This window comes from Sulfurospirillum arsenophilum NBRC 109478 (genome assembly GCF_000813345.1).
Taxonomy (GTDB): Bacteria; Campylobacterota; Campylobacteria; order Campylobacterales; family Sulfurospirillaceae; genus Sulfurospirillum; species Sulfurospirillum arsenophilum.
In genome coordinates this window covers 176634-200008 of sequence record NZ_BBQF01000001.1, presented here as the reverse complement: position 1 = coordinate 200008, position 23375 = coordinate 176634, and the positions used below count along the sequence as shown (strand labels likewise).

Sequence of the window (23375 nt, the reverse complement as noted above, 5' to 3'; positions counted from 1 at the left end):
AGAAACACTTCTTATTGAAGTGTTTCTAATGCTTTTTTAACTTCACTTGCGTGGTCTTTAACTTTAACGTTTGACCAAAGTTTTGCAATCTTACCGCTTGGATCGATCAAAAAAGTTGAACGCACAATGCCCATATACTCTTTACCACAAAACTTTTTGAGTTGCCATACACCATAGCTTTGTGCCACTTCAGTACTGACATCCGAAAGTAATGTAATCTCGAGTTTTTGCTTGGCAATAAACTTTTGATGAGAAGCTGTACTATCAGGACTGATGCCTAAAACAACTGCATTAAGATCTTCAAATGCAGGAAGTGCTGCTGTAAAATCGCACGCTTCGGTAGTACATCCAGGTGTACTGTCTTTGGGGTAGAAGTAAAGCACAATCCATTTGCCCTCAAGGTCTCTGAGTGAAATCTCAACATTGTCTTGATTTGGAAGACTGAGAGCTGGAGCTTTATCGCCTATGGTTAACATAGTATTTCCTTTGTTTATATTTTTCAGCATATTACCACAGATTTTATCTGGGTATAGTCATCCATAAGTGCAAAATAAGGGCCTTCTTTACCAATGCCACTCTGTTTGATGCCACCATAAGGTTGCAAGTCAAACCGTAATGTTGGAATGTCATTGATAACAATACCACCCGCTTCTAGTTCATCAATCGCTCTGTGAGCCATGGAAAGATCATTGCAGAAAACAGAGTATTGAAGTCCATACGAAGACGCATTCATCTTCTCTTTTGCTTCTTCATAGTCGCTTACTTTGATCAGCGAAACGATCGGAGCAAAGACCTCTTCACACACAATTTGCATCTGCTCAGTCACGTCTGCCATGATGGTAGGCTCAAACAAAAGGTCTTTACATGTAAAACCACAAAGTGGCTTTGCACCCTCATCCACCGCACTTTTTATCCAACGCTTTGCTTTCTCCACTGCTGCTCCATTGACCATCGGACCAATAAAGGTTTGCTCATCATAAGGAGAGCCTACATGTAAAGCTTTTGCTTCTTCCACAAGGGCTTTTGCAAAACTCTCGTAAACAGCGTTATGAACGTAAATGCGCTGAAGAGAGATGCAGACTTGTCCAGAGTTGATGAACGAACCCACCGCACACCGTTTTGCCGCAAGTGCAATGTTAGCTGAAGCATCGATATAAGTTGCTGCATTGCCTCCTAGTTCTAAAGCCACTTTTTTAATCCCTGCGTTTCGCATAATCTCACGTCCAACACCCACACTTCCAGTAAAGCTAATCACACGGGGAATATCACTGCTAATGAGTGTTTCATTAACCCCTTTGCCACTGTAAATAAGACTCAACGCATCTTTTGGTGCATAAGGACTTTCGATGAAGAGCTTCACCAATTCATACGCTGTACGTGGTGCTTGTGAAGTAGGTTTTAAAATGACTGCGTTACCAGCAACCAGTGCAGGAGCAATTTTATGAGCTACAAGATTGAGTGGGAAATTAAACGGTGTAATGGCAAGCACCACACCCACAGGTTCTCGTTTGTAAAACGCTAAGCTCTTTTTACCACTGGGCATCGCCGTAGTATCAAACGTTTCCCCGTTTACATGTAACATTGCGTTGGCAGAGAGTTTTATCGTCTCAATACAACGATCGACCTCAACACGCGAAAAAGCGATCGGTTTTCCCACTTCATCAGTAATAATAAGCGCAATTCGCTCACGCTCACCTTCTAGTTTTTGGGCTACATCCAAAAGCCAATTCATGCGTTGGTGCAAAGGGGTCAGCTTTACATGTAAAGCTGCTTTTTGAGCAATATTAAGAACTTCTACAGCATCCACTTCATCGCAGAGACTAAAGGTTGAAACCACACGTCCATCATAAGGTGAACGCACCTCTTTTTGTTGCTCTTTATTTTTGCATGTAGAACCGTAGTATAGATTCGCTTTCATGAGTTCTTACCTCTCTTTTTGTCACCAAATTATAACGCAACTTTTCGTACTAAAACTATCTTTAATTAATTTTTGGCTAACATAGTATCTCTTTAGAAAACGACTTTTAAGAAGGTAGAACAATGGATAAAGCAAAATACATTTGGATGGATGGCGAGCTCGTTGCATGGGACGATGCAAAAGTACATATTTTGACCCATACACTTCACTATGGTAACGGTGTTTTTGAAGGTACACGTGCGTATATGACTGAGAATGGTCTAGCAATTTTTAAACTTAGAGAGCACACCAAACGCTTACTCAATTCTGCTAAAATCACACGTATTAAAGCAACTTATTCACTTGAAGAACTTGAAGCTGCACACATTGAAGTGCTAAGATCAAACAACTTTACATCAAACGTTTACATTAGACCTTTGATCTATCTAGGTTATGGTATTATGGGACTGAACCACGTTCAAGCACCTGTCAATACAGCCATCGCGGCATGGCAATGGGGTAGTTACCTCGGTGATGAAGGCCTTGAAAATGGTATTCGCGTTAAAATTTCTTCATTTACACGAAACCCTGTTAGTTCAACGATGGGCAAAGCTAAAGCTGCGGCAAACTACCTTAACTCACAAATGGCAAAATACGAAGCCTTAGAAGCGGGCTATGAAGAAGCCTTATTGCTCGATGATGAAGGCTTTATCGCTGAAGGTAGCGGTGAGTGTTTCTTTATCGTGAGAAATGGTGTTTTAATTACCCCGCCAAATGACACATCACTTGAGAGCATCACTCAAGCAACAGTGCTTGATCTTGCACGCGAAGCGGGTATTCCTATTGAGCGAAGACGTATTACTCGTGATGAAGCGTACATTGCTGATGAGTCTTTCTTTACAGGTACGGCTGCTGAAGTCACACCTATCAAAGATATCGATAATTACATCATAGGAGATGGCAAACGAGGTCCTGTAACCAAACAACTTCAAGCCGCGTACTTTGATGTTGTTTACGGACGTAATCCAAAATACAAACATCTCTTAACATTTATCTAAATTTCTGCCTCGAAAGAGGCAAATTTTAGCGCCCTAGCGGCTAGCGTAGGCTTTTGAGCTTTGCTCAAAAACCGTATTTTAAAATTGAACCAAAGGAATATTATGCCAGCAGATTTAAACGATTATTTTAAAAAGAAAAATGGTGGAGGAAACAGCGGTGGAGGCGACAATGATAATCGCACACCTTTTAATATTGAACCTCCCGATTTTATGAAAAACCTTGGTAAAAAAGCAGGGATCATCTATGTGCTTATCGCTCTTGTGGTCATTGCCGTTGTTGCAAAGCCCTTTGTAATTATTAACTCAGGCGAAATGGGTATTAAAGCAACCACAGGTAAATTTGAAGCTATTCCGATGGACCCAGGATTTCACCTTTTTATCCCTTTTATTCAACAAGTTTTTATTGTTGATACAAAAGTTCGCATTATGAACTACTCTTCAAGCGAAGACTTAGGTGAAGTTTTACAAAGAGGCTCAGGCATCAAAAAAAATGCAGCTATTTCCGTTCTTGATGCAAGAGGACTTCCTGTTTCAATTGAGCTAACAGTTCAATATAAATTAGAGCCTTCAACTGCTCCTCAAACGATTGCAACATGGGGTATGGCATGGGAAGATAAAATCATCAATCCAGTTGTCAGAGATGTTACAAGAGCTGTTGTTGGTAAGTTCAACGCAGAAGAGTTGCCACAAAGACGTAATGAGATTGCTGTCAATATCGAAGAAGGTATTCGTAAAGCGATTGATGCACAACCAGGTAAACCGGTAGAACTTCTTACAATGCAACTTAGAGAAATTTTACTTCCTACAAAAATTAAAGAACAAATTGAAAAAGTCCAAGTAGCGAAGCAAGAAGTTGAGCGAACAAGATATGAAGTAGAAATAGCAAATCAACAAGCTCTCAAACGTGCTGCTGAAGCTGAAGGTCAAGCAAAAGCCAGACAAATTAATGCGCAAGGTGAAGCAAATGCTGTTAAAATTGAAGCAGATGCTGATGCTTACGCCAATAAAAAAATCAGTGAAAGTATCTCTGATCCACTTTTAAAACTTCGTCAAATTGAAGTTCAAGGAAAGTTTAATGAAGCACTTAAAGAGAACAAAGATGCAAAAATTTTCCTAACACCTGGTGGTTCAACCCCTAATATCTGGGTTGATACCAAAGATAGCCAAAAAGCGGTCAGTATAGCCAAATGAGTTCAACACTAATAAATTCCATCGACTGGAATGCTTCACCACTTCTACCTGTCATCGCACAAGATGTAAAGAGTGGTGAAGTTTTGATGCTTGCCTATATGAACCAAGAAGCACTCACTTTGACTCTTCAATCTGGACTTGCTCACTACTATTCCAGAAGCCGCCAAAGCCTCTGGAAAAAGGGTGAAACGAGTGGACACTTGCAACATGTTAAAGAGGCTTATTTGGATTGCGATAGCGATACACTGTTGCTTAAAGTAGAGCAAGTAGGTGTCGCATGTCATACAGGACGCCCTTCGTGCTTTTTTAACCGCATAGATGTTGAAGAAACACCTAAAGAGCCAATCAAAGAGATTGAAGCTTATTCGATTAGTGATAAAATTTATCATATTATTCAAGAACGCAAAAAGGCTGATCCGAAGAGCTCCTATGTTGCATCACTCCTTCAAAAAGGGGATAACAGTATTCTCAAAAAAGTGGTTGAAGAAGCAGGAGAATTCTGCTTTGCCTATAAAGACAATGATAGCAAAGAAATCGTTTATGAAGCAGCCGATCTTATGTTCCATGCCCTTGTTGCATTGGGAGCTAAGAACATTCATCCATCACTTATTTCCAAAGAGCTTGAAAGACGCTTTGGACTTAGTGGAATAGAGGAGAAAAATAGCCGCAATGAACACTGATGCCCTCAAATTATCACTATTGACCTACATTAAACACTTTGGTCTGTATGATTATTTGGCATTTGGCTGGCTAATTTTTACATTTTTAGTACTCATTATTTTGGCAAGTTTAATTGCGAAACGCTCCTCTGTTGCATCACTTCTTTTAATTATTTTTGCGCTTGTTTTATTAATCGTTTCCCCTCTTTTTATTAAAATAAAATTAGAGGAAACGCTACGTGCTACATCTACGGAAGTGAGCATGGTCAAAAAATTAACTTTCTCTGACTCTTTAATTGTCGAGGGAACCATTTACAACAATTCAAATAAAGATTTTACACTCTGTTTAGTTCAGACCTCTATTATTAAACAAATTGATGCACAAGGACTTAAAGCTTTCATCAATCGATTAAAACCAATCACCAATCAGTCGATATTTGTTAAAAAAGATCTTCCAAAAGAAGGCATTATGGAATTCCAAAGTGTTTTTGATAATTTTAAATACAGCGGTGATGTTAATGCAACGCTAAAAGCAGAATGCTACTAAAGGAGACGTATTGACCTATTTTACAGTACTCCATTGGTTTGCAATGATTGTTATTGTCTTACTATTTGCTTTGATTGTAACGCTCACTGTTCGTAGTAATGATGGTAAAGCTTCCCTTGTTCCACCCATTCTTGCCACATTTTTTATCTTGAGTCTTTTTGCAATCTTTGCTATTTATGCTCTTGATAAATACACCAAAGTTGCTAGACTTGAAAATGTTGTACAAAAAAAAGTTTTGATTAATGAGTCATTTTCAATTACAGGTCAAATCCGTAATATTGGTCAATTTAAAATAGGGCAATGTGTTTTAGAAGTAAAAATTGCAAATGATTCACTTGAAAAAATTGGCGCAGATTCGGCTATCTTTGTTCCAAAATCAGCATTGGATAATTTGTTTAATTGGGGAGAAGGAACTAAAAGCATTGAGACAATAAAAGAATTTGTCATTGCTGAGAATTTACACACAGGCGAGATGCGTAACTTCACCGTCTTTATGCGTTACCCACCTTCCTATGCCAAACCTTACACGCGCTACGAACTTTTTTGCCACTAATCTAAGCTCATGCAAAATTACAAGGTTAGTTAATAAATCATCCCTTCTTTTTTAAGTGCTTGGCGAATATTAAACATCTGTTGATGCTTTGTATAACACCATGCTGGAGAAAGGAGTGTATCATCTTCAATACCTGCACTCACACGTTGTAACATCACATTTTCAGGTAAAAGCTTAATCGCTTCTATCAACGTTTGAATATAACACTCTTCTGAAATAGGCGTGAACTCTTCTTTTTTAAAATCATTGGCTAAAGCAGTTCTCTTTACAACATAAAGTGGATGAAATTTAAAGGAGTGTACACCAAGTTTAAGTGCAAATTTAACGCTTTCCAATGCCATTTGAGGCGTTTCTCCAGGTAGTCCAAAAATAACATGTGCGCACATTTTAAGTCCATACTGATGCGTTAAAGCAATGTATTTTTCAATATTGGCGCTGTCATGCCCACGATTAATTCTTTTGAGTGTTTCGTCAGAAGAAGATTGAACACCATACTCTACCCAAATCTCATGTAATTTTGAAAGCTCCGCCAAATATGCAAGCACTTCTTCGTTAATGCTATCCGTACGTGTTCCAATGCTTAGTCCTACAACACCTTCAAAACTCAAAGCTTTTGAATAGAGCGCTTTAAGTGTTTCAAGGGGAGCATAGGTGTTAGTAAAAGATTGAAAGTAAACAATAAATTTTTGTGCACCAAATTTTTTGGAAAGCACTTTTTTTGTCTTTTTATATTGTGCTTCTAATTGTATGAGCTGAAACTCTAAGTAAGGATTTTCAGAAGTTGGGCTCAAAAAAAATCGTTTGGGTTGATTGTGCTCCAAATTGGGACTAAAGGATTCATTTTCACAAAAGACACAACCACCCCGAGCTACAGTTCCATCAATGTTGGGGCATGTAAAGCCAGAGATAGAGATGGGGATTTTATAGACTTTTTCCCCAAATTTTTTCTTAAAATACCGCCCAGCAGTTAAAATCTCGCGCATTATTTAATAAAATAGTTTCCATCAAAACTAACCAGTGAATAGTTCATATCATTGCCAATGCTTTCTTTAAGTGCTTCAATGCTTAAAAAGGCAAGTGAATCTGCTTCAATATACTCTCTGACTTCTTCAACGGTTTTATTAGCACTAATAAGCTCTTTATAGCTTGGCGTATCAATGCCATATAAACAAGGATGCTCGATCGTCGGAGCAGCAATGCGCATATGTACTTCAGCAGCACCTGCTCGCTTCAACAATTTAACGATTTGTCTTGAAGTCGTTCCACGCACAATACTATCATCAATCACAACAATCTTTTTACCCTCTAATATTTTATGAATAGGAGAGAGTTTGAGTTTAACTTTGAGATCACGGACGGCTTGAGTTGGCTCAATAAATGTTCGACCAACATAGTGATTTCTCACAATGGCCATCTCAAAAGGAATACCGCTTTCTTGTGCATACCCAAGTGCTGCACTCACACCACTATCAGGTACAGGAATCACAAAATCTGCTTCCACAGGAGCGAGTTGTGCTAATTTCATACCCATTTTTTTGCGTGTTGCATAGACATTTTTACCTTCAATTACACTATCAGGTCTTGCAAAATAAATAAATTCAAAAGCGCAGATATGTGGATCTGGTTCAAAAAGTTGAATACTTTCAAATGTCTCTTTACCTTGCTGAAATATAACCATTTCACCAGGTCTTACATCTCTTACAAATTCAGCATCTACCAAATCTAATGCACATGTTTCACTTGCAACGATATAACCGCCTTCTTTTAATTTTCCAATCGATAAAGGACGCACTCCATAACGATCACGTACCGCAAACATTTTAGATCTACTTTGAATTAAAAGACAATAAGCGCCTTTGATAACATTAAGGGCTTCAACGATACGATCTTTGAGTTTTCCTTGTTGAGAGCGCGCGATTAAATGAATAATATTTTCAGTGTCCATTGAAGACTGAAATATTGCACCTTGTTCAACTAGCTTGCTTCTCACTTCATGTTTGTTAATCAAATTTCCATTATGGACAATCGAAATATCACCGAGTTTATAACTTGCTGCAACAGGTTGAGCGTCTCGTACAGAGTCACTTCCTGCAGTGGAATAACGATTATGACCTATGGCCATATCTCCATGTAAGAATGAGAGTTTATCTTCATTAAAAACTTCGGTGACTAAACCATTGTCTTTAATCGTTCGGATTTTCTTGCCATCACTGGCACTGATACCTGTTGCTTCTTGTCCACGATGTTGCATCGCGAACAGAGCATAATAAGCTATCTTAGAAGCATGTTTTACATCAAATACACCAACAATTGCACACATAAGTTCATATCACCTTTTTTTAAAGACCCAAACAGTCACTAATTGTATAAAGACCATTAGGTTGATTGATGATCCACTTTGCGGCTTTGATAGCGCCTTTTGCAAAGGTATCACGACTGGTTGCAGTATGGTTCATCTCAATAAATTCGCCATCATTATAAAATCCTACCGTATGGCGACCTACGATGTCACCACCACGAAGTGCCATTATAGCAATCTCATCTTTACTACGTTCACCAATAAGACCATTACGCCCACTGACACGAACATCATCTAAATTAAGACCACGCCCACGAGCAGCGTGTTCTCCAAGCGTTAAAGCTGTACCACTCGGTGCATCTTTTTTAAAACGATGGTGTTGCTCAACGATTTCAATGTCAAAATCACTCAAACTTTTTGAAGCAAGTTCAACCAAACGATTCAAAACGGCTACCCCTAAAGACATATTGGTAGAGTAAAGAATCGGCATATTATTTGCGGCTTCTTTTAAAAGATTGTATTGGTGCTCATTGAGTCCTGTTGTTCCAATAACCAAAGGCGTTGGATGTTTTAGGGCATTTTCTAAAAGAGCTTCGGTTCCAATTGAGATTGTAAAGTCAATAACAACATCACTTTTTTGCAAAAGTGTACTTACATCATCTGTAACCACTGCATCCTTAGGAGGCGTAAATCCAAAATCCTCAATTGCATGTAATACATACGGTTTTGCCTCTTTATCTTTGAGAAGATTATCAATAAGTAGTCTACCTACTCTGCCTGTTGAGCCATGGATTCCAACGTGTATCATTCTAAATTTTCCTTCTTATTAATGGTTAACATATTCAAGTGCTTGGATACCCGCCGTTGCGCCATCGCCTGCAGCACATACCACTTGTTTTGAAGCTTTAGTTCTTAAGTCCCCTGCTGCAAAAAGACCCTTGATTGATGTGTGCATGCTCAGGTCAACAATAACATTGCCATTCTCATCCATTGCACATAAAAAACTTCCATCTTCTTGTTTTAAAATTGCATTATTAACATTCATTCCAACAAAGACAAAAACACCAGGCACTGCAATGTCTCTTTCATTGCCTGCATTATCAACCACAATAATGCCATTAAGTCCCGTTTTATCACCATAAGCTTTTTTCACTGTTACATTTAAAACGAGCTCTATTTTTGGATTATTTTTAACTTTTTCAATTGTACTTGGACTTGCTCTAAAGGTGTCACGTCTGTGAACTAAATAAACTTTTGAACAGATATGCGAAAGGTAAAGTGCCTCTTCTAAAGCAGTGTCACCACCACCAAGTGCCACAACCTCTTTATTTTTGTAGAAAAATCCATCGCATGTGGCGCACGTACTAACACCTTTGCCAAAAAACTCAGATTCACCTTCAAAATTAGCTTTCTTAGGAGTGCTTCCCGTACAAACAATCACGCTTTTAGCCTGCTCACTTTTGCCACCTGCTAAAACAATTTGAAATGTACCATCTGCATTTTTAGAGATACGAGTAACTTCATCCATCGCATGTTTAAGACCAAAACGCATACATTGTTCTGACCAAGGTGCCATAAAATCTAAACCACTTAAAATCTCTGCGCTTCCTGGATAATTTTCTATTTCACTACTGCTGGTGATCTGTCCTCCCGGAAGACCTTTTTCAAACATCACTACGTTTTTCAAACCGCCACGTGTTGCATACAATCCGGCACTTAGTCCTGCTGGACCACCACCAATAATTGCTAGATCTAACATGATTTTTTCCTTATCGTTTTTTAGACTGACACATGACATATTGTTATACACAAACTATATTCATAGCCCAAAAGAGGTAATGTAGTCAAGGAAGTCTAACGACTCCCCTGCGAAATTTTGATTAAAGAAGAGAATTAATTTTATCAGCTAAAACTTGTTTTGATGATGCACCGATCATTTGGTCCACTAACTCACCATTTTTAAAGAAAAGGATTGTTGGGATTGATCTAATTCCATATTTAATAGCAACATCTTGCTCTTCATCGGTATTGACTTTACAAATTTTTGCTTTACCATCAAAATCGCCTGCTAATTCATCAATCACTGGAGCGATCATACGACAAGGTCCACACCAAGGTGCCCAAAAGTCTACTAATGCTACGCCTTCAGCTACTGTACTATCAAAATTTGATGCATTTAACTCTAAATATTTTCCCATTTTTTTCCCCTAAAACGTTATTTTATAGATATTCAATTATACTCACTCTAACTTTAAAATTACCATAGCACATCAAGTTATTTTTTTAGTAACTAATATTTTTTATTATTTCAATTTTCTCTGGCATTACTAAGATAGCATCAATTTGATAATCATATGAGCACGGATGAATTAGGAAATAATAATTGATGGTTTTAATGATTTTAGCCATTTTTGAAGGTGTAATGCGCGTAATGGGGTCATAGTGTTTTGAAAATTTAACTTCACAAAAATAGAGAATATTGTCTTTAAAAGCAACGATATCTATCTCACCAAATTTAGAGTAAAAATTGCGAGTAAGAATGGTGTAGCCTTCCTTTTTAAGATAGGAAGAGGCCTTTTCTTCAGCCTCTTTACCTACTTCTAGGCTCATTATGACTCGATGCGTATCATTGCAGGCTTAAGTTCGACAAACTCCAAACTGCTAAGCTCTTTGAGTGCTTTTTGAATATCGCTCTCTTTACATGTATGCGTTGAAAAGAGCAATACGGCACTCTCTTCTCTCTTAGCATCTTGTTTTTGTAAAAAGCTACTAATAGAGATAGAATGTTTCCCCAAAATTTCTGATATTTTTGAGAGAACACCTATTTTATCAGCTACCGTAACACGAATATAATACTGTGTGCAAATGTCATCTCTATTCATCAATGTCAAACCACTTTTTTCAAGAGGCTTGATAAATCCAAGCATTGGTGAATTTTGTGTATGGCGTGCAATGTCAATAAGATCTGAGACAACAGCGCTTGCTGTAGCACTTCCACCAGCACCCGGTCCATAATACATCGTTTCACCCACACGATCTCCAATTACGCTGATGCCGTTCATAACGCCATCCACTTTGGCAATCATCTGTTTGATTGGAACTAAAGCAGGATGAACACGAAGCTCCACTTGATCGCCGCTTTTTTTAGCAATTGTTAATAATTTAATGTTATACCCAAACTCTTTGGCAAAATAGATATCTTCACTATTGATGTGTTCAATACCTTCGATCAAAATCTCTTCAGGCTTCACATCAATTCCATACGCAATACTTGCCAAAATCAGCAATTTGTGAGCTGCATCAAATCCGCCCACATCAAACGTTGGGTCTGCTTCTGCATAGCCTAGATCTTGAGCTTCTTTGAGTACATCAGCAAATTCTGCATTTTCATTCATCATCTTGGTTAAAATAAAATTACACGTACCATTCATGATGCCTTTAATAGCGTCAATATGATTGGCACTTAGGCCTTCACGAAGCGCTTTAATAATGGGGATTCCACCTGCAACACTGGCTTCATAACCAATTGGAGTTGAACCTGCGAGATCACGTAATTCATAGCGGTGGTATGCTAAAAGTGCTTTATTGGCTGTGACAACGGCTTTTTTATTTTTAAGAGCGCGGGTTACAATTTTATAGGCTTCATCCACACCACCCATTAACTCAACCACAACATCGACTTCAGGATTTTCTAAAACATCATCAACGTTTGCGCTTAGAGGGATATTGACATCCCTCTTTTTTGTTGTATCTCGAACGATACCCATAATAGGAACAATTTTTTTGCCACTGCGTGCGGTAATAATATCTTCATTCTCTTGTAAAATTTTAACAACATGGCTTCCAACGGTTCCAACGCCAATAATTCCAACTTTTATCATACTTTTTAACCTTCTAAACTCTTTAAATACTTCTTCACATTTCGAGCGGCTTGACGGATTCTATTCTCATTTTCAATCAGTGCGATTCTGACATAGCCTTCGCCACTTTCGCCAAAACCAATACCAGGGCTTACTGCAATTTTTGCCTCTTTTAAGAGCTGTTTTGCAAACTCCATACTGCCTAAATGCTCAGCAACTTTAGGAATTTTTGCCCATACAAACATCGTTGATTGCGGTTTTTCCATTGGCCAACCAGCATTATTGAAACTCTCAACCAATACGTCACGACGTTTACGGTATTTTTCTCTGATTTCATCCACACACTCTTGTGGTCCGTCTAACGCAATAGTAGAAGCAACTTGAATTGGGGTAAACATACCATAATCAAACCATGATTTAATCTTTTGAAGTGCTCCAACCAATTTTTTATTGCCTACAACAAAGCCAACACGCCAGCCTGCCATATTGTAACTTTTAGAGAGCGTATAGCACTCAACCGCTACATCTTTAGCACCCTCCACTTGGAAAATGGAAGGTGTTTCATAGCCATCAAAAGAGAGATCCGCATAAGCAATATCACTGATAATGTAAAAGCGCTCTTCTTTAGCATACGCAACCAACTCTTCGTAAAAAGCAACATCGGTTGTAACACAGGTTGGATTGTGTGGGAAGTTAACCACAACAAATTTTGGTTTGGGAGCTGATTCTTTAAATACTTTTTTCAGTTTTGTAAAAAATTGCTCTTTATCAAGTTCATATTTTTCATTATAATCAATTCCAAATTTATGAACATTTCCACCTGCAATCATAAAAGCGTACGCATGAATTGGATAGGCAGGATCTGGAACAACGGCCACATCACCTGGATTCATAATAGCTTGAGCTAAATGTACAAAACCTTCTTTACTACCAAGGGTTGCTACAGCTTCAGTGTTTGGATCAAGTGTAACTCCATATTTGCGTGCATACCAATTACAAATCGCTAAACGAAGTTTAAAAATTCCCTTACTCACAGAATAGCCATGTGTGCCATCTTTTTGAGCAGACTCTACTAGTTTATCAATAATATGCTGCGGCGTTCTACCATCTGGGTTACCCATTGAAAAGTCAATAATATCATCACCTGCATGGCGAGCTGCTAATTTTATCTCATTAATTTCGGCAAAAACATACCCAGGTAACCTATCAATTGTATTAAATCTAATCTCATCAAACATATCTTTCTCCTCTTTTACTCTTTTACATGTAAAGATAATCCATGCTTTATATTCTCAAGCATAAATGCATCGCTAATTTTCAAATAAGCGGCATTACTTGGTACTTTTAATTTTAGTGTTCGTGTCGATTCTTCGGATTTAACATCACTGAGTAGATGTAAATTTTCATCAAAGAATACAACATCGGGGAACCAGCGATCACCCGAATGAACCGTTACTGTTATCTCTTTCAGGTTTTTAACATCAATCCAATAGGGCTTCAAAGGTTTACCAAGTGGCGTTGTTACACCGCTTTCTACTTTTTTGGCACCTAAGTAAGCATTATCGGAATTAATGTCGTAAAACCAGTAATTGTCATCATTTTTAACAATATTTGTTATAGTGCATCCTCTAGCCTCAAGGGCATTTGCAAAGGCTTCGGGATCGACAATATGTTCTGTCTGAAGGTAAATTTCCCAAACAAAACCTGCACTATCACGTAATGCATTATTCGTTAAAAAGTAGTTATATCCCATTGCTTCTAAAGATTCATTCACAATTTTAAGAAAAATAAGTGGATCATGTTGCGTACGAAACGCTAAGCGTAATTGTATGGGTTTATCATACAAAAGCTGAAGTAAACCATTTTTTTTCAGTACCGCAATCACTTTAACGCTATCAACTTCCCCATTAGGTTTCGTGAAGTTGCTACTTTGTGCAAAAAGTACTTGTATCAGATTTTTTTGCGTTTCATATTTTGTGGGTCCTACAAAACTTCTAATCTTCTCTTGAAGTGATTGTGCACCAAATAAAGAGAGTGAAAGGGTTAGAATTAGAAGTAGCTTTTTCACCAGTTTTTGCCTCTATTAAGCTCTACAAATTTCTCATCAGAGATTTTTTTAATCGTACCATTTTCTACTAAGAAACGAGTCGATCCTTGTTCTGTAAAATCTTCTACACTCCCATCGTAAGAGAGTTTAAAGAAGCCATTTCCTGTTTTAATAATCTGACGCTTATTTAAATCAATCGTAATATTTTGGTCACTCGAACTCTCTTTACGATTAAAGGTTTCCAAATTAATAAAACCTACCCAAATACGTTTAGTAGGTGCAAGAATTGCACTGTTTTTAGGAACATTGTTTACTAATTGTGTATTGCTTTCAGGAAGCGTTGGGATAGGAGCAGAAACCGTACTATTTGTATCATTGGACTCTGCTTTTCGTGTTAAGTTTTCATCGATACTCACAACAACCGCTTGTACTGTACTATTGCTACTGTTGGTTTCAATCACACGCTCTTCTACTTTAACACCCAATGAAGTTGCTGTTTCTTGTACAACGGGCGCACTTTGAAAAGCACTAACTTGACTTGTTTCCATTCTAGCTTTATCTAAAAGAGCCATAATATCAAAATTTATTTCGACTTTAAAGATGGAAAAAATACCAAAAATACCTGCGATTAAAAAGATCAGTAAGAAAAGCCATGCCCCTTTTTTATACGGACGATCGCTTTTTGCACGAATAAATATCTTCTCTTTGTGAGAATCTTCTTCAGCTTTATGCTCAGCCCAGTAGTCATAAAATCCTTCAAGCCAATCGGTTAAATCAAGCTTGTATTCTCTGGATAAAATTTTAACAAAACCTAACGTATTAATTTTATTGAGCTTGTCATATTGATTATTGATCATGTACTCTAGTTGTTTTACTTCAATATGAGTCCTTTTACAGACTTCTTGCAAACCAATCTTTTCCAATACTCTGATATCATTATCCATTGGCAATCCTATCACATAGTACAGCTGCTGCTGCACTCACGTTTAAAGAGTCAAACGCTCTTGCCATTTTGATTGATACAATCGTATCCAATCGCTCTTTTACTTTTGGAGACAATCCCTTGCCTTCACTTCCCATAATCAAAGCGCGTTTAGGTGCAAATATGACTTCTTTGACATCCACACCACCCATGTCTGCGCCATAGAGTGTAAATCCAATTTGTTTAAGTTCATTGAGCATATCTCGAGTTGAAGGGCATAAAGCAATCGGCAATTCGAATGCAGCTGCACTGCTCGTGCGTAAAATTGCTTCTAAATTGCAGGTTTTCATTCCACTGAGGATTAAGCCATCCGCTCCAAAAGCATAGGCACTACGTATAATCGCACCGATATTTCCCACATCTGTTACTTCATCCAAGATCACTAAAAAAGAGCCATGTTTTATTTCATTGAAGGGGGTGAGTTCAAGATCCTTAATCTCAGCAATAAAACCTTGGTGGTTTCCTCCATGACACATCGCTTGTGCTTTGCGCTCATCAATCGTGCAAATCTTTTGCGTTGCACGTGCAATTTGTGAGAAAAGTTTAGGGTCACATTTTTTAGGTAAGAATACCGTCTCAATCCTTGAAGGATAGTGATTTAACAGATGTAAAAATAGTTGTTTTCCATAGATTATCATGACAATTATTGTATCCAAACTGGCTTAAAATAATACTAGCTTACATGTAAAACATTCTTTTTAGGCGCTTACATGTAACAAAATAGAGACATTAATTTTGAAGTTTGGTGTACCAATCTTTGATGCTCTCTCCTGTAAGTTTAGAAAGTAGCTTCGCTTTTTGTTTTGGAGGAAGATCAAGCCCTATCAAATCCTCTTTGGTAATCGCTTCACCACCGTGCTTTATTTCAGGAGTAATCACAACGACCCACTCTCCTTTGAGGTTAGCTGTTTTCGATGCGTGCTGAACTTCTAAAGATGTGCCTAAAAAGCGTTTTTCATACAGTTTAGTGGCCTCTTTGATCGCAAATATTTGACGATGTGGTGCAAACTCGGCCAACTCTTCAATTAATTTTTCAATACGATGAGGGGATTCATAAAGGATAACAGCGTAAGGAGAATTTAATGCTTCAAAAAGTTCATTTTGACGATCCATCCCCTTATGTGATAAAAAGCCATAGAATAAAAATTGATGCGTTTCAATGCCACTCGTGACATAGGCAAGCAGTGCTGCATTTGCACCAGGGAGAATTTCGTAAGGAAGACTGTTTTCTTGGCAAAAACGAACTAGTGCACTTCCGGGATCACTAATTCCTGGCATTCCAGCATCACTTAAATACCCTACTGTCTCTTCAAAGACTTTTTTATCAATATTTGATAAAACGGCATTTTCATTATGCGAATGCATGGAGATAAAGTTTTTGGCTTGGAATTCTAAATGATGTCGTTGAGCAAGAAGGGTGAGAAGTCTTTTAGTGATTCGCGTATCTTCGCAGAAAAGAGTTTTACACTCAGCTAGAAGTTTAAGGCTTCTAACTGAGATGTCATCTAAGTTTCCTATTGGGGTAGGAATGAAATAGATCAATGGTTTTAAGAACTAATTTAAGCTATATTTTTTCTTAAATTTCTCAACACGACCAGCAGCATCAACGATCTTCTCACTGCCCGTGAAGAATGGATGACATGAACTGCAAATATCGATTCTTAACTCTGCTTTGTTAGACATAGTCTCGAAACTATTTCCACATGCACAAGTTACAACGCACGGTACATATTCAGGATGAATATCTTTTTTCATAATGTTTTTCCTTAATTATTCATAAAAATAAAATCTATTATTTGGCACGTCTTGCCAAAGGGTGCAAATTATAGCACAAAAGATTCATTATTTCAAGTCATGCCAATATTTTGGAGGCTACAGCAACGACAGCCGTTTCACTTCGTAAAATTGTGTTACATGTAAGACCTACAATGGACTGCTTTTGAAGCAATGTTCGCTCTTTCTTGCTAAACCCACCTTCTGGTCCGATCAAGATTGATGTTACTGCTTCACACTCACTCAATTTTGCCTCTGAAAAGTCCAATACATGGGTTTTAGGATAGGCTTCAAGGTAGGTTTGAAGCGTAGGAAGCACTTCTATGTGCATCAGTAAACTTCGACCACATTGTTGGGAAGAGTTAATCAAAATACGTTTGATACGTTCCAAATCAAGCTTATGCCCTTTTTGTGAAAATTCGGCATACACAAAACTGATTTTAGAAACACCTAGCTCATTCAGCATCGGTAACGTCTTTTCAATGATCTTAGGATCTATAATACTCCAGCCTACATGTAAAATTTTTGAAGGAAGGAGTGGTAACTCTTTTTTACCAATCAACTCTAAAAGAGCCTCTTTTTTACCAATCTGAGAAATTTCATACTCATACACAAACGCATCTTCAAGATTTCGCCAATGAAGCTTCTCTCCAACACCAATGCGACGTACTTTAAAAATATGCTCGTACTCTCTGGTATCCACGCTGAGTGTTTGAATACCAGCACTTGAGTGATAAACAAACTGCATTTTAATGCACCATATAAAAAAGTGCGCTTGTAGCAATCAATGCTAACAAGTCCAGACTGTATTTTTTGATAGCATACCGTTTATAAGCACTTTGAGACTCTTCGGTTCGCTCTATTTTTTTATACATTTTATGCCCTCTGATACCAAAAGCTACAATCATTAGCCAAACAAGAATCATCAGCCAAACCGAAAATGAGAAGGTAAATTGGCGCACTGCCATAACGATAATACCTGTAAAAAAAATGGCGGAGAGTACGATGTAGTACTGTGGAGCAATGAGTTCAAGTCTTTTTGAGAGTTTAAGGAATGTTTTGTCACTTTTTAACAAATAAAGATTAAGCGCGATTAATACGACCAAAAGAATAATAAAAACTAAATGCAGTTGGCTCGATAATTGTATCAGTTCTTCCATAATGAAAAATCCTTCAGAAAAATAATCTCAGATTTTACCCATTTTAGTATAATATAACCCATAAATCATAAGGTTAAGCCATGCCTATTTCTTATCACGAAGCGCTTCAAATTATTCAAACGCAAATTAAACCTTTACATGTAACCCAAACATTACCTCTTTTAAAAGCAATCAATCGCATCGCAAGCAGCGATGTTTACGCAAAATTTGCACTCCCAAAACATCCTATGAGCCTCAAAGAGGGTTATGGCATTGCGTTTGAGCCCAATACCGTTATGTACACGCTCCTTAATCCTCCCTACCCTACAACTATTCCTTTAGGGTATGGTATAAGGCTCTCTACGGGAGAGAGTATCCCACAGGGGGCAGATACGATCATAGCCGAAGAAGATGTTCTTTTTGAGAGAGAAGATAGCATCAAAATTCCTTTACATGTAACGCAAGCTCAGCACGTTAAAAAGGAAGGAGAAGATATCGAAAAAGGTGAGTTACTGCTTAAAAAATGTGAGCGTATCAGTGCACAAAAAATTACAGCGCTCTCTTCACAAGGTATTTCAAATGTCAAAGCATTTCAAAAACTAACCATCAGTATTTTAAGTATTGGTACACAGCTCGCAACGGGTGAAATTCACAACTCCAATGCGATGAGCTTAGCTGCACGTGTCATTGAATTGGGTGGGAAAGTGGATGAAATTGTTATTTGTGAAGAAGATGAAGCAAAAATTTTAGAGAAATTAAAACGCTTAATTCAAAAAGCAGACTGCGTGATTACGACAGGTGCACTCAGTCGTCATGATGCCATGCGCCATTTATTAGAGACAAAAATAGTGACACCTCTTTTTCATCATGTGCGTATTGCACCCGCAAAACCAAGTGCTCTGACCTTGTTTGAAAACAAGCCTATTTTACATCTTCCGGGACTTCCACTGGGGTGTATGTTGGGTTTTGAGATGATTGGTGTTCCATTGATGAGACATTTATCGCATCAGCTCTGCATTATTCCTGATTTTATTACCTGTATCAATCAAAAACGCATTACATGTAAAGATAATTGCATGAGTGCTATACCCGGATACAGTGATGGGAGGAGCTTTGTAAATGCTCCCTATTATGAGGCAGGAAGGCTTAACATACTCAGTAAATGCAACGGTTACACACTCGTCGAAGATAAAGAAGTGATCGAAGAAGGGGAAGAGATTCCCTTCTTCTACTTTACTCACCCACCCGTTTCGTAAAAGGCGCGAGAAGAAGTCTCATTTTGATCATCATCGCTCCATTTATTTTTCTCAGGTTTGTTGCGTAGCACTTCTTTTAAAATCTCTGCAGCTCCAGCGACATCACCTTTATGAACCGCATCTTTGATGCTCATCGCTTCATCAAAGTAAAGACACGGAATCAACATGCCTTCCGCTGTGAGTCGAATACGATTACAGTCTTCACAAAAATCGTGCTTGTGTGGGTCAATGATCCCAAAGATATAACCATCATCAAACTCAAAGAGGTGAGCAGGGCTTGGGCCTACACGTCCTATCTCTTTGAAATGGTATTTTTGAGCAATCATCTCTTGGACTTCTTGTCCACTTAAACCTTTAAGTTGCTCTTTTGCATGGGTGTTTTCCATGTACTCGATAAAACGAATCGACATCCCACGCGCTTTGGCATACTCCAACACATCTAAAACTTCATCCGCGTTAATGCCTTTAATAGGCACCATATTTATTTTGACTTTTAACCCAACACGCAGTGCTTCTTCAATACCTGCTTGCACTTTGGCTAAAACATCTTTTTGTGCCATTTTTCCTGCAACATCAGGCTTGAGGCTATCCAGAGAAATATTGACGCGTTGGAGTCCTGCATCTTTGAGTTTTTGGGCTGCATCTTTGAGTAAAAAACCATTGGTCGTAAGGGCTAGATCGAGTCCACTTTTATGATTATTAATCATAGCAATAAATTTATCCAGATCCGTTCGAAGAAGAGGTTCTCCACCTGTAATTCTAATCTTGGTAATTCCCTCATCAATTGCCACTTTAATAAATAAAAATAGCTCTTCAAAATTGAGTAAATTCTCTTTGGGCACCCAAGAAAAAGGCTTTTCAGGCATACAATATTGACATCTAAAATTACATCGTTCAGTCACTGAAACCCTTAGATAAGTGACGTTTCTTCCAAATCCATCCACTAACATTCTTGTTCCTTGTTGCTTTAATGCGGAGGTTATTATACATAAATATCAACAATATAGATTGCTGAAAGTGGTTATCAGAAATTTGAAGCTCTCTCTAAAAAGAATTGGGCTAGAATACGTGACATTTTTCTTTATAAGGAGTATTAGGAATGCAAAAGCCTATCCCTAATAATAAGGAACACAGTGTAAGTGCAGATGCGTTTTTGGTTTCTAAAACAGACACTCAAGGCAAAATCACTTATTGCAATGAACCTTTCATCAAGATCGTAGGTGCGAGCGAGCAAGAGATCCTTGGCAAGCCCCATAACATTATTAGGCATCCTGATATGCCACGTATTATCTTCAAACTCTTATGGGATAAAGTCAAAAACAAAGAAGAAATTTTTGCCTATGTCAAAAACCTCAGCTTTGATGGTGGTCACTACTGGGTATATGCCAATGTCACGGCTTCAACTGATCAAACAGGAAAAATTATCGGATACTATTCTGTTAGACGTAAAGCAAATCCTAAAGCACTAGAGGTTATCCAACCTCTGTATGCAAAACTTTTAGAACTTGAAAAAACGGGAGGCATGGACGCTTCTTTTGCCTATCTTACCAATCTACTTAATGAAAAAGGAGTGAGTTATGAAGAACTTTCTAACACGTTGCAGCGATTATAAACTCGTTTTTCTAACGCTTCTTCTTTTTATCACAATCGGGGCTTACTATGGTGGTTTTACGGAGAGTTTTACTACCTCAGGATTACTCCTAGGCGTTGGTGTTGGCTCTTTTTTTGGCAGTCGCAAGACTATGCAATGCGATACTGAAATATATGAGAAAGTACTCAATGTTGTTAAAGAAGCTGCTAAAGGTAACTTAGAACCACGCATTGTCAATGTCGATCCGCATAAACCAATGGGTGAAGTAGCGTATGCTATCAATGATCTTTTAGATCAAATGGAAGCCTTGATGCGAGAAACAAAAACGTCCATCGAGTCAGCAAGTCAAGGAAAAACATACCGCAATATTTTTAATGAAGGTTTTCGTGGACTATTTGCTATTAATGCCCGTTATCTCTCTGAAGGAGTTAAAGGTATTTCCGAAGGAGAAAAAGGTAAAGCGAGAGGCATGCTCTCTTCTGCATTTTCCGATCTAGGCAACGGCAATAATGGCGTGCTGAGTATTCAACAAGATCTCTCTAACAGTATCCAAGAGATGTTACAAATTACAGACGTTTCCAATATGACCGCTGAAAAATCCAATGAAAGTTTAAAGACTGTTATCGAACTCTCCTCAGGCATTCAAGAATTATTGGAACTTTTAAATAGTACAAATGAAGCCATTAATTCTCTGAGTGAACGCACTTCTGAGATCTCTTCCGTGGTGAACCTCATCAAAGATATTGCCGATCAAACCAATCTTTTAGCTCTTAATGCCGCTATTGAAGCAGCGCGTGCAGGTGAACATGGCCGAGGCTTTGCTGTTGTTGCGGATGAAGTACGAAAATTGGCTGAACGTACCCAAAAAGCAACGCAAGAGATTGCTATAACCATTCAAACTTTGCAACAAGAGACCAATGGTATTCACTCCAATTCTGATCGTATTAGTGTGATTGCCAACACAAGCGGTGAAAATGTCATTCACTTTGAAGATGCACTGCGTGCCTTTAATACAGATGCTAATGATACCGCAGATATCTCTTTCAAACTGGAAAACAAAATCTTCACCATCCTTGCTAAAATTGACCATATTGTCCATAAAACCAATGCTTATTCGGCTGTTCTTAATGAAAAAACTGATGCTAAGTTTACGGATCATGAAAACTGTAGGCTGGGTAAATGGTATCAAGATCCTGCAACGCAAGAACGTTTTGGTAAGACAAAATCATACGTATTGCTTGGGGAACCTCATAAAGTTGTTCACCAATCTGTTACTGAGAATATGCAAGAGCTACAACATGGCTACAATGTTAATACAATTTCCCTCTTTATTAACAACTTCAAAAAGATGGAAAATGCGAGCACAACACTCTTTAGTTTAATGGACGCAATGATCCAAGAATCTGCTTCAGAGTGCCGCTCAGGACGAAGGTAAGCGTATCTGTAAAACTCTTTACATGTAAACTCAATTTTACATGTAAAGAGCTATTTTAAATTAGCCAGCTTTAATACTAAATCCACTTCTCCAATACCAATTCGCAAATCTTTTGCAATTTCTGCTTCATTTTTACCTTTAGCATATTGAGAAATAATCACTTTTTCATTAGAAGTTGAAGGCGAAGAGGAAGAAAAACTCATCTCTTTGGTACGGCTTTCTAAACGATCAATGCGTGAGCTTTGCTCATCGCGAAAATTTTGCATAATTTTTTCAACATCTTTAAGAGAACCTAGAAGAGGCAAAACACTTTGATGAATCTCATCTTTAACATGCCCTAGTATTTTAGTTTCAAGTGCTTTAGGGTCTAATGTAGGTTCTTTTGGAGTTGCTGTGAATTCATTTAATGTTTTATTGAGCACATGATTTTGGTAGTTGAGCTCTTCAATACTTTTCTCATAAATAAGCAGTTTTTTATTCACCTCAACATCGCGAATATAAACCATCAAAAAGATGATAATTACAAGGGCCGCTAACGCAATAAAAGCTAGTGTTTCAATACTCACTTTGACTTCCTTTCATTTGGCGTATCATCACACGCTCACACGCAACCATATAGGCGCTCCAGTCTTGTTCATCATCTTCATGCATCATCACAATTTTTCCAACACTTTCGTTTACAGCTTCAAAAAAGATTGGCATTTGACGTCTTGGAAACGTTGGCATGTCAATTCTTGCATAATAACTTTCATTCGGTTTTAAAACATGCGCGTCAAACTCAATGTACCCATGCCCAATTGCCTTCAAATTGCCCTGCACTTCCAAAAGCAAATATAAAGGCTCATCGCTGGTCACTAAATGGGTTAATTTGTCTATTTTACGGTGTAGCTCAATCAAAAGTGTTAACAGAACGTGGTCGCTCTGCTCAGACTCTTTACGAATCTTAGGAGACTTTAGCCATAGCCCCAAAGGATCATCATTTAGCTGTAAAAGGGCATAGTACTCTTGGATAAAAGTTGTATTTTCTAAGCTACTAGGCTCATAAGCGATTTTTAAAAATGCTGTAACAAAACGAATATCTTCCATTC

The 23375-nt window shown here is 38.0% G+C and carries 28 protein-coding genes and 1 pseudogene; 9 read left to right on the top strand and 20 right to left on the bottom strand.

Annotated features, from left to right (window positions below; all coding sequences use genetic code 11):
• Positions 1-11: 11 nt before the first annotated feature.
• Positions 12-476 carry a thioredoxin-dependent thiol peroxidase gene (gene bcp, locus SAR02S_RS01035; protein ID WP_041956112.1) on the bottom strand — a complete coding sequence of 155 codons (465 nt, stop codon included), beginning with the start codon at positions 474-476 and terminating at the stop codon, positions 12-14.
• Positions 477-499: 23 nt separating this feature from the next.
• The gene (locus SAR02S_RS01030) at positions 500-1918 is read right to left on the bottom strand and encodes an aldehyde dehydrogenase family protein (RefSeq protein WP_041956109.1); all 1419 of its coding nucleotides are present in this window, start codon (positions 1916-1918) and stop codon (positions 500-502) included.
• A gap of 122 nt (positions 1919-2040) precedes the next feature.
• Here SAR02S_RS01030 and SAR02S_RS01025 point away from each other — a divergent pair, with 122 nt between their 5' ends.
• The 5 genes from SAR02S_RS01025 (at position 2041) to SAR02S_RS01005 (ending at position 5905) form a co-directional block, all read left to right on the top strand.
• Positions 2041-2955: a branched-chain amino acid transaminase gene (locus SAR02S_RS01025; protein WP_041956106.1), complete on the top strand. Its 915-nt coding sequence runs from the start codon at positions 2041-2043 to the stop codon at positions 2953-2955.
• A gap of 102 nt (positions 2956-3057) precedes the next feature.
• Positions 3058-4146 (top strand): SPFH domain-containing protein, encoded by a 1089-nt coding sequence (locus SAR02S_RS01020; RefSeq protein WP_041956103.1) that lies wholly within the window; start codon positions 3058-3060, stop codon positions 4144-4146.
• Positions 4143-4826 carry a bifunctional phosphoribosyl-AMP cyclohydrolase/phosphoribosyl-ATP diphosphatase HisIE gene (gene hisIE, locus SAR02S_RS01015; protein ID WP_041956100.1) on the top strand — a complete coding sequence of 228 codons (684 nt, stop codon included), beginning with the start codon at positions 4143-4145 and terminating at the stop codon, positions 4824-4826. Before SAR02S_RS01020 ends, hisIE begins: the two co-directional genes overlap by 4 nt.
• Entirely contained in the window at positions 4816-5352 is a 537-nt protein-coding gene (locus SAR02S_RS01010) for a DUF2393 family protein (RefSeq protein WP_041956098.1), read from the top strand. Before hisIE ends, SAR02S_RS01010 begins: the two co-directional genes overlap by 11 nt.
• Positions 5353-5362: 10 nt before the next feature.
• The gene (locus SAR02S_RS01005; protein WP_041956096.1) at positions 5363-5905 is read left to right on the top strand and encodes a DUF2393 family protein; all 543 of its coding nucleotides are present in this window, start codon (positions 5363-5365) and stop codon (positions 5903-5905) included.
• Between the two features lie 29 nt (positions 5906-5934).
• Here SAR02S_RS01005 and mnmL read toward each other — a convergent pair whose 3' ends face one another.
• From mnmL to SAR02S_RS00930, 15 genes are all read right to left on the bottom strand, one after another.
• Positions 5935-6888, bottom strand: coding sequence for a tRNA modification radical SAM protein MnmL/YtqA (gene mnmL, locus SAR02S_RS01000; protein ID WP_041956094.1), 954 nt, complete (start codon positions 6886-6888; stop codon positions 5935-5937).
• Positions 6888-8225 (bottom strand): amidophosphoribosyltransferase, encoded by a 1338-nt coding sequence (gene purF / locus SAR02S_RS00995; protein ID WP_041956092.1) that lies wholly within the window; start codon positions 8223-8225, stop codon positions 6888-6890. Before purF ends, mnmL begins: the two co-directional genes overlap by 1 nt.
• 19 nt (positions 8226-8244) lie before the next feature.
• Positions 8245-9012 (bottom strand): 4-hydroxy-tetrahydrodipicolinate reductase, encoded by a 768-nt coding sequence (gene dapB / locus SAR02S_RS00990; RefSeq protein WP_041956090.1) that lies wholly within the window; start codon positions 9010-9012, stop codon positions 8245-8247.
• A gap of 18 nt (positions 9013-9030) precedes the next feature.
• Positions 9031-9963 carry a thioredoxin-disulfide reductase gene (gene trxB, locus SAR02S_RS00985; protein ID WP_041956088.1) on the bottom strand — a complete coding sequence of 311 codons (933 nt, stop codon included), beginning with the start codon at positions 9961-9963 and terminating at the stop codon, positions 9031-9033.
• Between the two features lie 121 nt (positions 9964-10084).
• Positions 10085-10402: a thioredoxin gene (gene trxA, locus SAR02S_RS00980; protein ID WP_039671931.1), complete on the bottom strand. Its 318-nt coding sequence runs from the start codon at positions 10400-10402 to the stop codon at positions 10085-10087.
• 85 nt (positions 10403-10487) lie between these two features.
• Positions 10488-10814 carry a YraN family protein gene (locus SAR02S_RS00975; RefSeq protein ID WP_041956085.1) on the bottom strand — a complete coding sequence of 109 codons (327 nt, stop codon included), beginning with the start codon at positions 10812-10814 and terminating at the stop codon, positions 10488-10490.
• The gene (locus tag SAR02S_RS00970) at positions 10814-12085 is read right to left on the bottom strand and encodes a homoserine dehydrogenase (RefSeq protein ID WP_041956083.1); all 1272 of its coding nucleotides are present in this window, start codon (positions 12083-12085) and stop codon (positions 10814-10816) included. The genes SAR02S_RS00975 and SAR02S_RS00970 overlap by 1 nt, the downstream gene beginning before the upstream one ends.
• Before the next feature lie 5 nt (positions 12086-12090).
• Positions 12091-13302, bottom strand: a complete 1212-nt coding sequence (locus SAR02S_RS00965) for an LL-diaminopimelate aminotransferase (protein ID WP_041956081.1) — start codon at positions 13300-13302, stop codon at positions 12091-12093.
• Between the two features lie 14 nt (positions 13303-13316).
• Positions 13317-14132, bottom strand: a complete 816-nt coding sequence (locus SAR02S_RS00960; RefSeq protein ID WP_041956079.1) for a hypothetical protein — start codon at positions 14130-14132, stop codon at positions 13317-13319.
• Positions 14129-15055: a hypothetical protein gene (locus SAR02S_RS00955; protein ID WP_041956078.1), complete on the bottom strand. Its 927-nt coding sequence runs from the start codon at positions 15053-15055 to the stop codon at positions 14129-14131. The genes SAR02S_RS00960 and SAR02S_RS00955 overlap by 4 nt, the downstream gene beginning before the upstream one ends.
• Positions 15048-15731 carry a 23S rRNA (guanosine(2251)-2'-O)-methyltransferase RlmB gene (gene rlmB / locus SAR02S_RS00950; protein WP_041956077.1) on the bottom strand — a complete coding sequence of 228 codons (684 nt, stop codon included), beginning with the start codon at positions 15729-15731 and terminating at the stop codon, positions 15048-15050. Before rlmB ends, SAR02S_RS00955 begins: the two co-directional genes overlap by 8 nt.
• Before the next feature lie 91 nt (positions 15732-15822).
• Positions 15823-16635 (bottom strand): 16S rRNA (cytidine(1402)-2'-O)-methyltransferase, encoded by an 813-nt coding sequence (rsmI, locus tag SAR02S_RS00945; protein ID WP_041956076.1) that lies wholly within the window; start codon positions 16633-16635, stop codon positions 15823-15825.
• Positions 16636-16647: 12 nt separating this feature from the next.
• Positions 16648-16848 (bottom strand): 50S ribosomal protein L31, encoded by a 201-nt coding sequence (rpmE, locus tag SAR02S_RS00940; protein WP_041956074.1) that lies wholly within the window; start codon positions 16846-16848, stop codon positions 16648-16650.
• 97 nt (positions 16849-16945) lie between these two features.
• Positions 16946-17614 (bottom strand): 16S rRNA (uracil(1498)-N(3))-methyltransferase, encoded by a 669-nt coding sequence (locus SAR02S_RS00935; RefSeq protein WP_041956071.1) that lies wholly within the window; start codon positions 17612-17614, stop codon positions 16946-16948.
• A gap of 1 nt (position 17615) precedes the next feature.
• A complete protein-coding gene (locus tag SAR02S_RS00930; protein ID WP_041956068.1) occupies positions 17616-18026 on the bottom strand; it encodes a hypothetical protein in 411 nt (136 codons plus the stop codon).
• A gap of 80 nt (positions 18027-18106) precedes the next feature.
• On the opposite strand from SAR02S_RS00930, the gene SAR02S_RS00925 reads away from it, so the two are divergent.
• A complete protein-coding gene (locus SAR02S_RS00925; RefSeq protein WP_041956066.1) occupies positions 18107-19261 on the top strand; it encodes a molybdopterin molybdotransferase MoeA in 1155 nt (384 codons plus the stop codon).
• On the opposite strand, the gene moaA is transcribed toward SAR02S_RS00925, so the two are convergent.
• Positions 19243-20211, bottom strand: a complete 969-nt coding sequence (moaA, locus tag SAR02S_RS00920) for a GTP 3',8-cyclase MoaA (protein WP_041956063.1) — start codon at positions 20209-20211, stop codon at positions 19243-19245. The genes SAR02S_RS00925 and moaA overlap by 19 nt on opposite strands.
• Before the next feature lie 149 nt (positions 20212-20360).
• Here moaA and SAR02S_RS00915 point away from each other — a divergent pair, with 149 nt between their 5' ends.
• From SAR02S_RS00915 to SAR02S_RS13710, 3 genes and pseudogenes are all read left to right on the top strand, one after another.
• Positions 20361-20873 (top strand): PAS domain-containing protein, encoded by a 513-nt coding sequence (locus SAR02S_RS00915; protein WP_041956061.1) that lies wholly within the window; start codon positions 20361-20363, stop codon positions 20871-20873.
• Between the two features lie 691 nt (positions 20874-21564).
• Positions 21565-21846 (top strand): annotated as a pseudogene (locus tag SAR02S_RS13715) (methyl-accepting chemotaxis protein); the annotation flags it as partial.
• Positions 21832-22287: a CZB domain-containing protein gene (locus SAR02S_RS13710; RefSeq protein WP_439645570.1), complete on the top strand. Its 456-nt coding sequence runs from the start codon at positions 21832-21834 to the stop codon at positions 22285-22287. The pseudogene SAR02S_RS13715 and the gene SAR02S_RS13710, both read left to right, overlap by 15 nt.
• A gap of 50 nt (positions 22288-22337) precedes the next feature.
• On the opposite strand, the gene SAR02S_RS00905 is transcribed toward SAR02S_RS13710, so the two are convergent.
• Positions 22338-22853 (bottom strand): DUF6115 domain-containing protein, encoded by a 516-nt coding sequence (locus tag SAR02S_RS00905; RefSeq protein ID WP_041956059.1) that lies wholly within the window; start codon positions 22851-22853, stop codon positions 22338-22340.
• Positions 22843-23373, bottom strand: coding sequence for a hypothetical protein (locus SAR02S_RS00900; protein WP_041956056.1), 531 nt, complete (start codon positions 23371-23373; stop codon positions 22843-22845). The genes SAR02S_RS00905 and SAR02S_RS00900 overlap by 11 nt, the downstream gene beginning before the upstream one ends.
• Positions 23374-23375 lie beyond the last annotated feature (2 nt).

Excerpts from the sequence above, each read along its gene's own strand:
- SAR02S_RS00965 (WP_041956081.1), bottom strand. The coding sequence starts at position 13,302 with ATGTTTGATGAGATTAGATTTAATACAATTGATAGGTTACCTGGGTAT.
- SAR02S_RS00915 (WP_041956061.1), top strand. The coding sequence starts at position 20,361 with ATGCAAAAGCCTATCCCTAATAATAAGGAACACAGTGTAAGTGCAGAT.
- trxB (WP_041956088.1), bottom strand. The coding sequence starts at position 9,963 with ATGTTAGATCTAGCAATTATTGGTGGTGGTCCAGCAGGACTAAGTGCC.
- rlmB (WP_041956077.1), bottom strand. The coding sequence starts at position 15,731 with ATGATAATCTATGGAAAACAACTATTTTTACATCTGTTAAATCACTAT.
- SAR02S_RS01030 (WP_041956109.1), bottom strand. The coding sequence starts at position 1,918 with ATGAAAGCGAATCTATACTACGGTTCTACATGCAAAAATAAAGAGCAA.
- SAR02S_RS00900 (WP_041956056.1), bottom strand. The coding sequence starts at position 23,373 with ATGGAAGATATTCGTTTTGTTACAGCATTTTTAAAAATCGCTTATGAG.
- SAR02S_RS00970 (WP_041956083.1), bottom strand. The coding sequence starts at position 12,085 with ATGATAAAAGTTGGAATTATTGGCGTTGGAACCGTTGGAAGCCATGTT.
- dapB (WP_041956090.1), bottom strand. The coding sequence starts at position 9,012 with ATGATACACGTTGGAATCCATGGCTCAACAGGCAGAGTAGGTAGACTA.
- rpmE (WP_041956074.1), bottom strand. The coding sequence starts at position 16,848 with ATGAAAAAAGATATTCATCCTGAATATGTACCGTGCGTTGTAACTTGT.
- SAR02S_RS01020 (WP_041956103.1), top strand. The coding sequence starts at position 3,058 with ATGCCAGCAGATTTAAACGATTATTTTAAAAAGAAAAATGGTGGAGGA.
- trxA (WP_039671931.1), bottom strand. The coding sequence starts at position 10,402 with ATGGGAAAATATTTAGAGTTAAATGCATCAAATTTTGATAGTACAGTA.
- SAR02S_RS01025 (WP_041956106.1), top strand. The coding sequence starts at position 2,041 with ATGGATAAAGCAAAATACATTTGGATGGATGGCGAGCTCGTTGCATGG.
- mnmL (WP_041956094.1), bottom strand. The coding sequence starts at position 6,888 with ATGCGCGAGATTTTAACTGCTGGGCGGTATTTTAAGAAAAAATTTGGG.
- SAR02S_RS00935 (WP_041956071.1), bottom strand. The coding sequence starts at position 17,614 with ATGCAGTTTGTTTATCACTCAAGTGCTGGTATTCAAACACTCAGCGTG.
- purF (WP_041956092.1), bottom strand. The coding sequence starts at position 8,225 with ATGTGTGCAATTGTTGGTGTATTTGATGTAAAACATGCTTCTAAGATA.
- bcp (WP_041956112.1), bottom strand. The coding sequence starts at position 476 with ATGTTAACCATAGGCGATAAAGCTCCAGCTCTCAGTCTTCCAAATCAA.
- SAR02S_RS00955 (WP_041956078.1), bottom strand. The coding sequence starts at position 15,055 with ATGGATAATGATATCAGAGTATTGGAAAAGATTGGTTTGCAAGAAGTC.
- hisIE (WP_041956100.1), top strand. The coding sequence starts at position 4,143 with ATGAGTTCAACACTAATAAATTCCATCGACTGGAATGCTTCACCACTT.
- SAR02S_RS00930 (WP_041956068.1), bottom strand. The coding sequence starts at position 18,026 with ATGGAAGAACTGATACAATTATCGAGCCAACTGCATTTAGTTTTTATT.
- moaA (WP_041956063.1), bottom strand. The coding sequence starts at position 20,211 with ATGTTAGTGGATGGATTTGGAAGAAACGTCACTTATCTAAGGGTTTCA.
- SAR02S_RS00925 (WP_041956066.1), top strand. The coding sequence starts at position 18,107 with ATGCCTATTTCTTATCACGAAGCGCTTCAAATTATTCAAACGCAAATT.
- SAR02S_RS01010 (WP_041956098.1), top strand. The coding sequence starts at position 4,816 with ATGAACACTGATGCCCTCAAATTATCACTATTGACCTACATTAAACAC.
- SAR02S_RS00975 (WP_041956085.1), bottom strand. The coding sequence starts at position 10,814 with ATGAGCCTAGAAGTAGGTAAAGAGGCTGAAGAAAAGGCCTCTTCCTAT.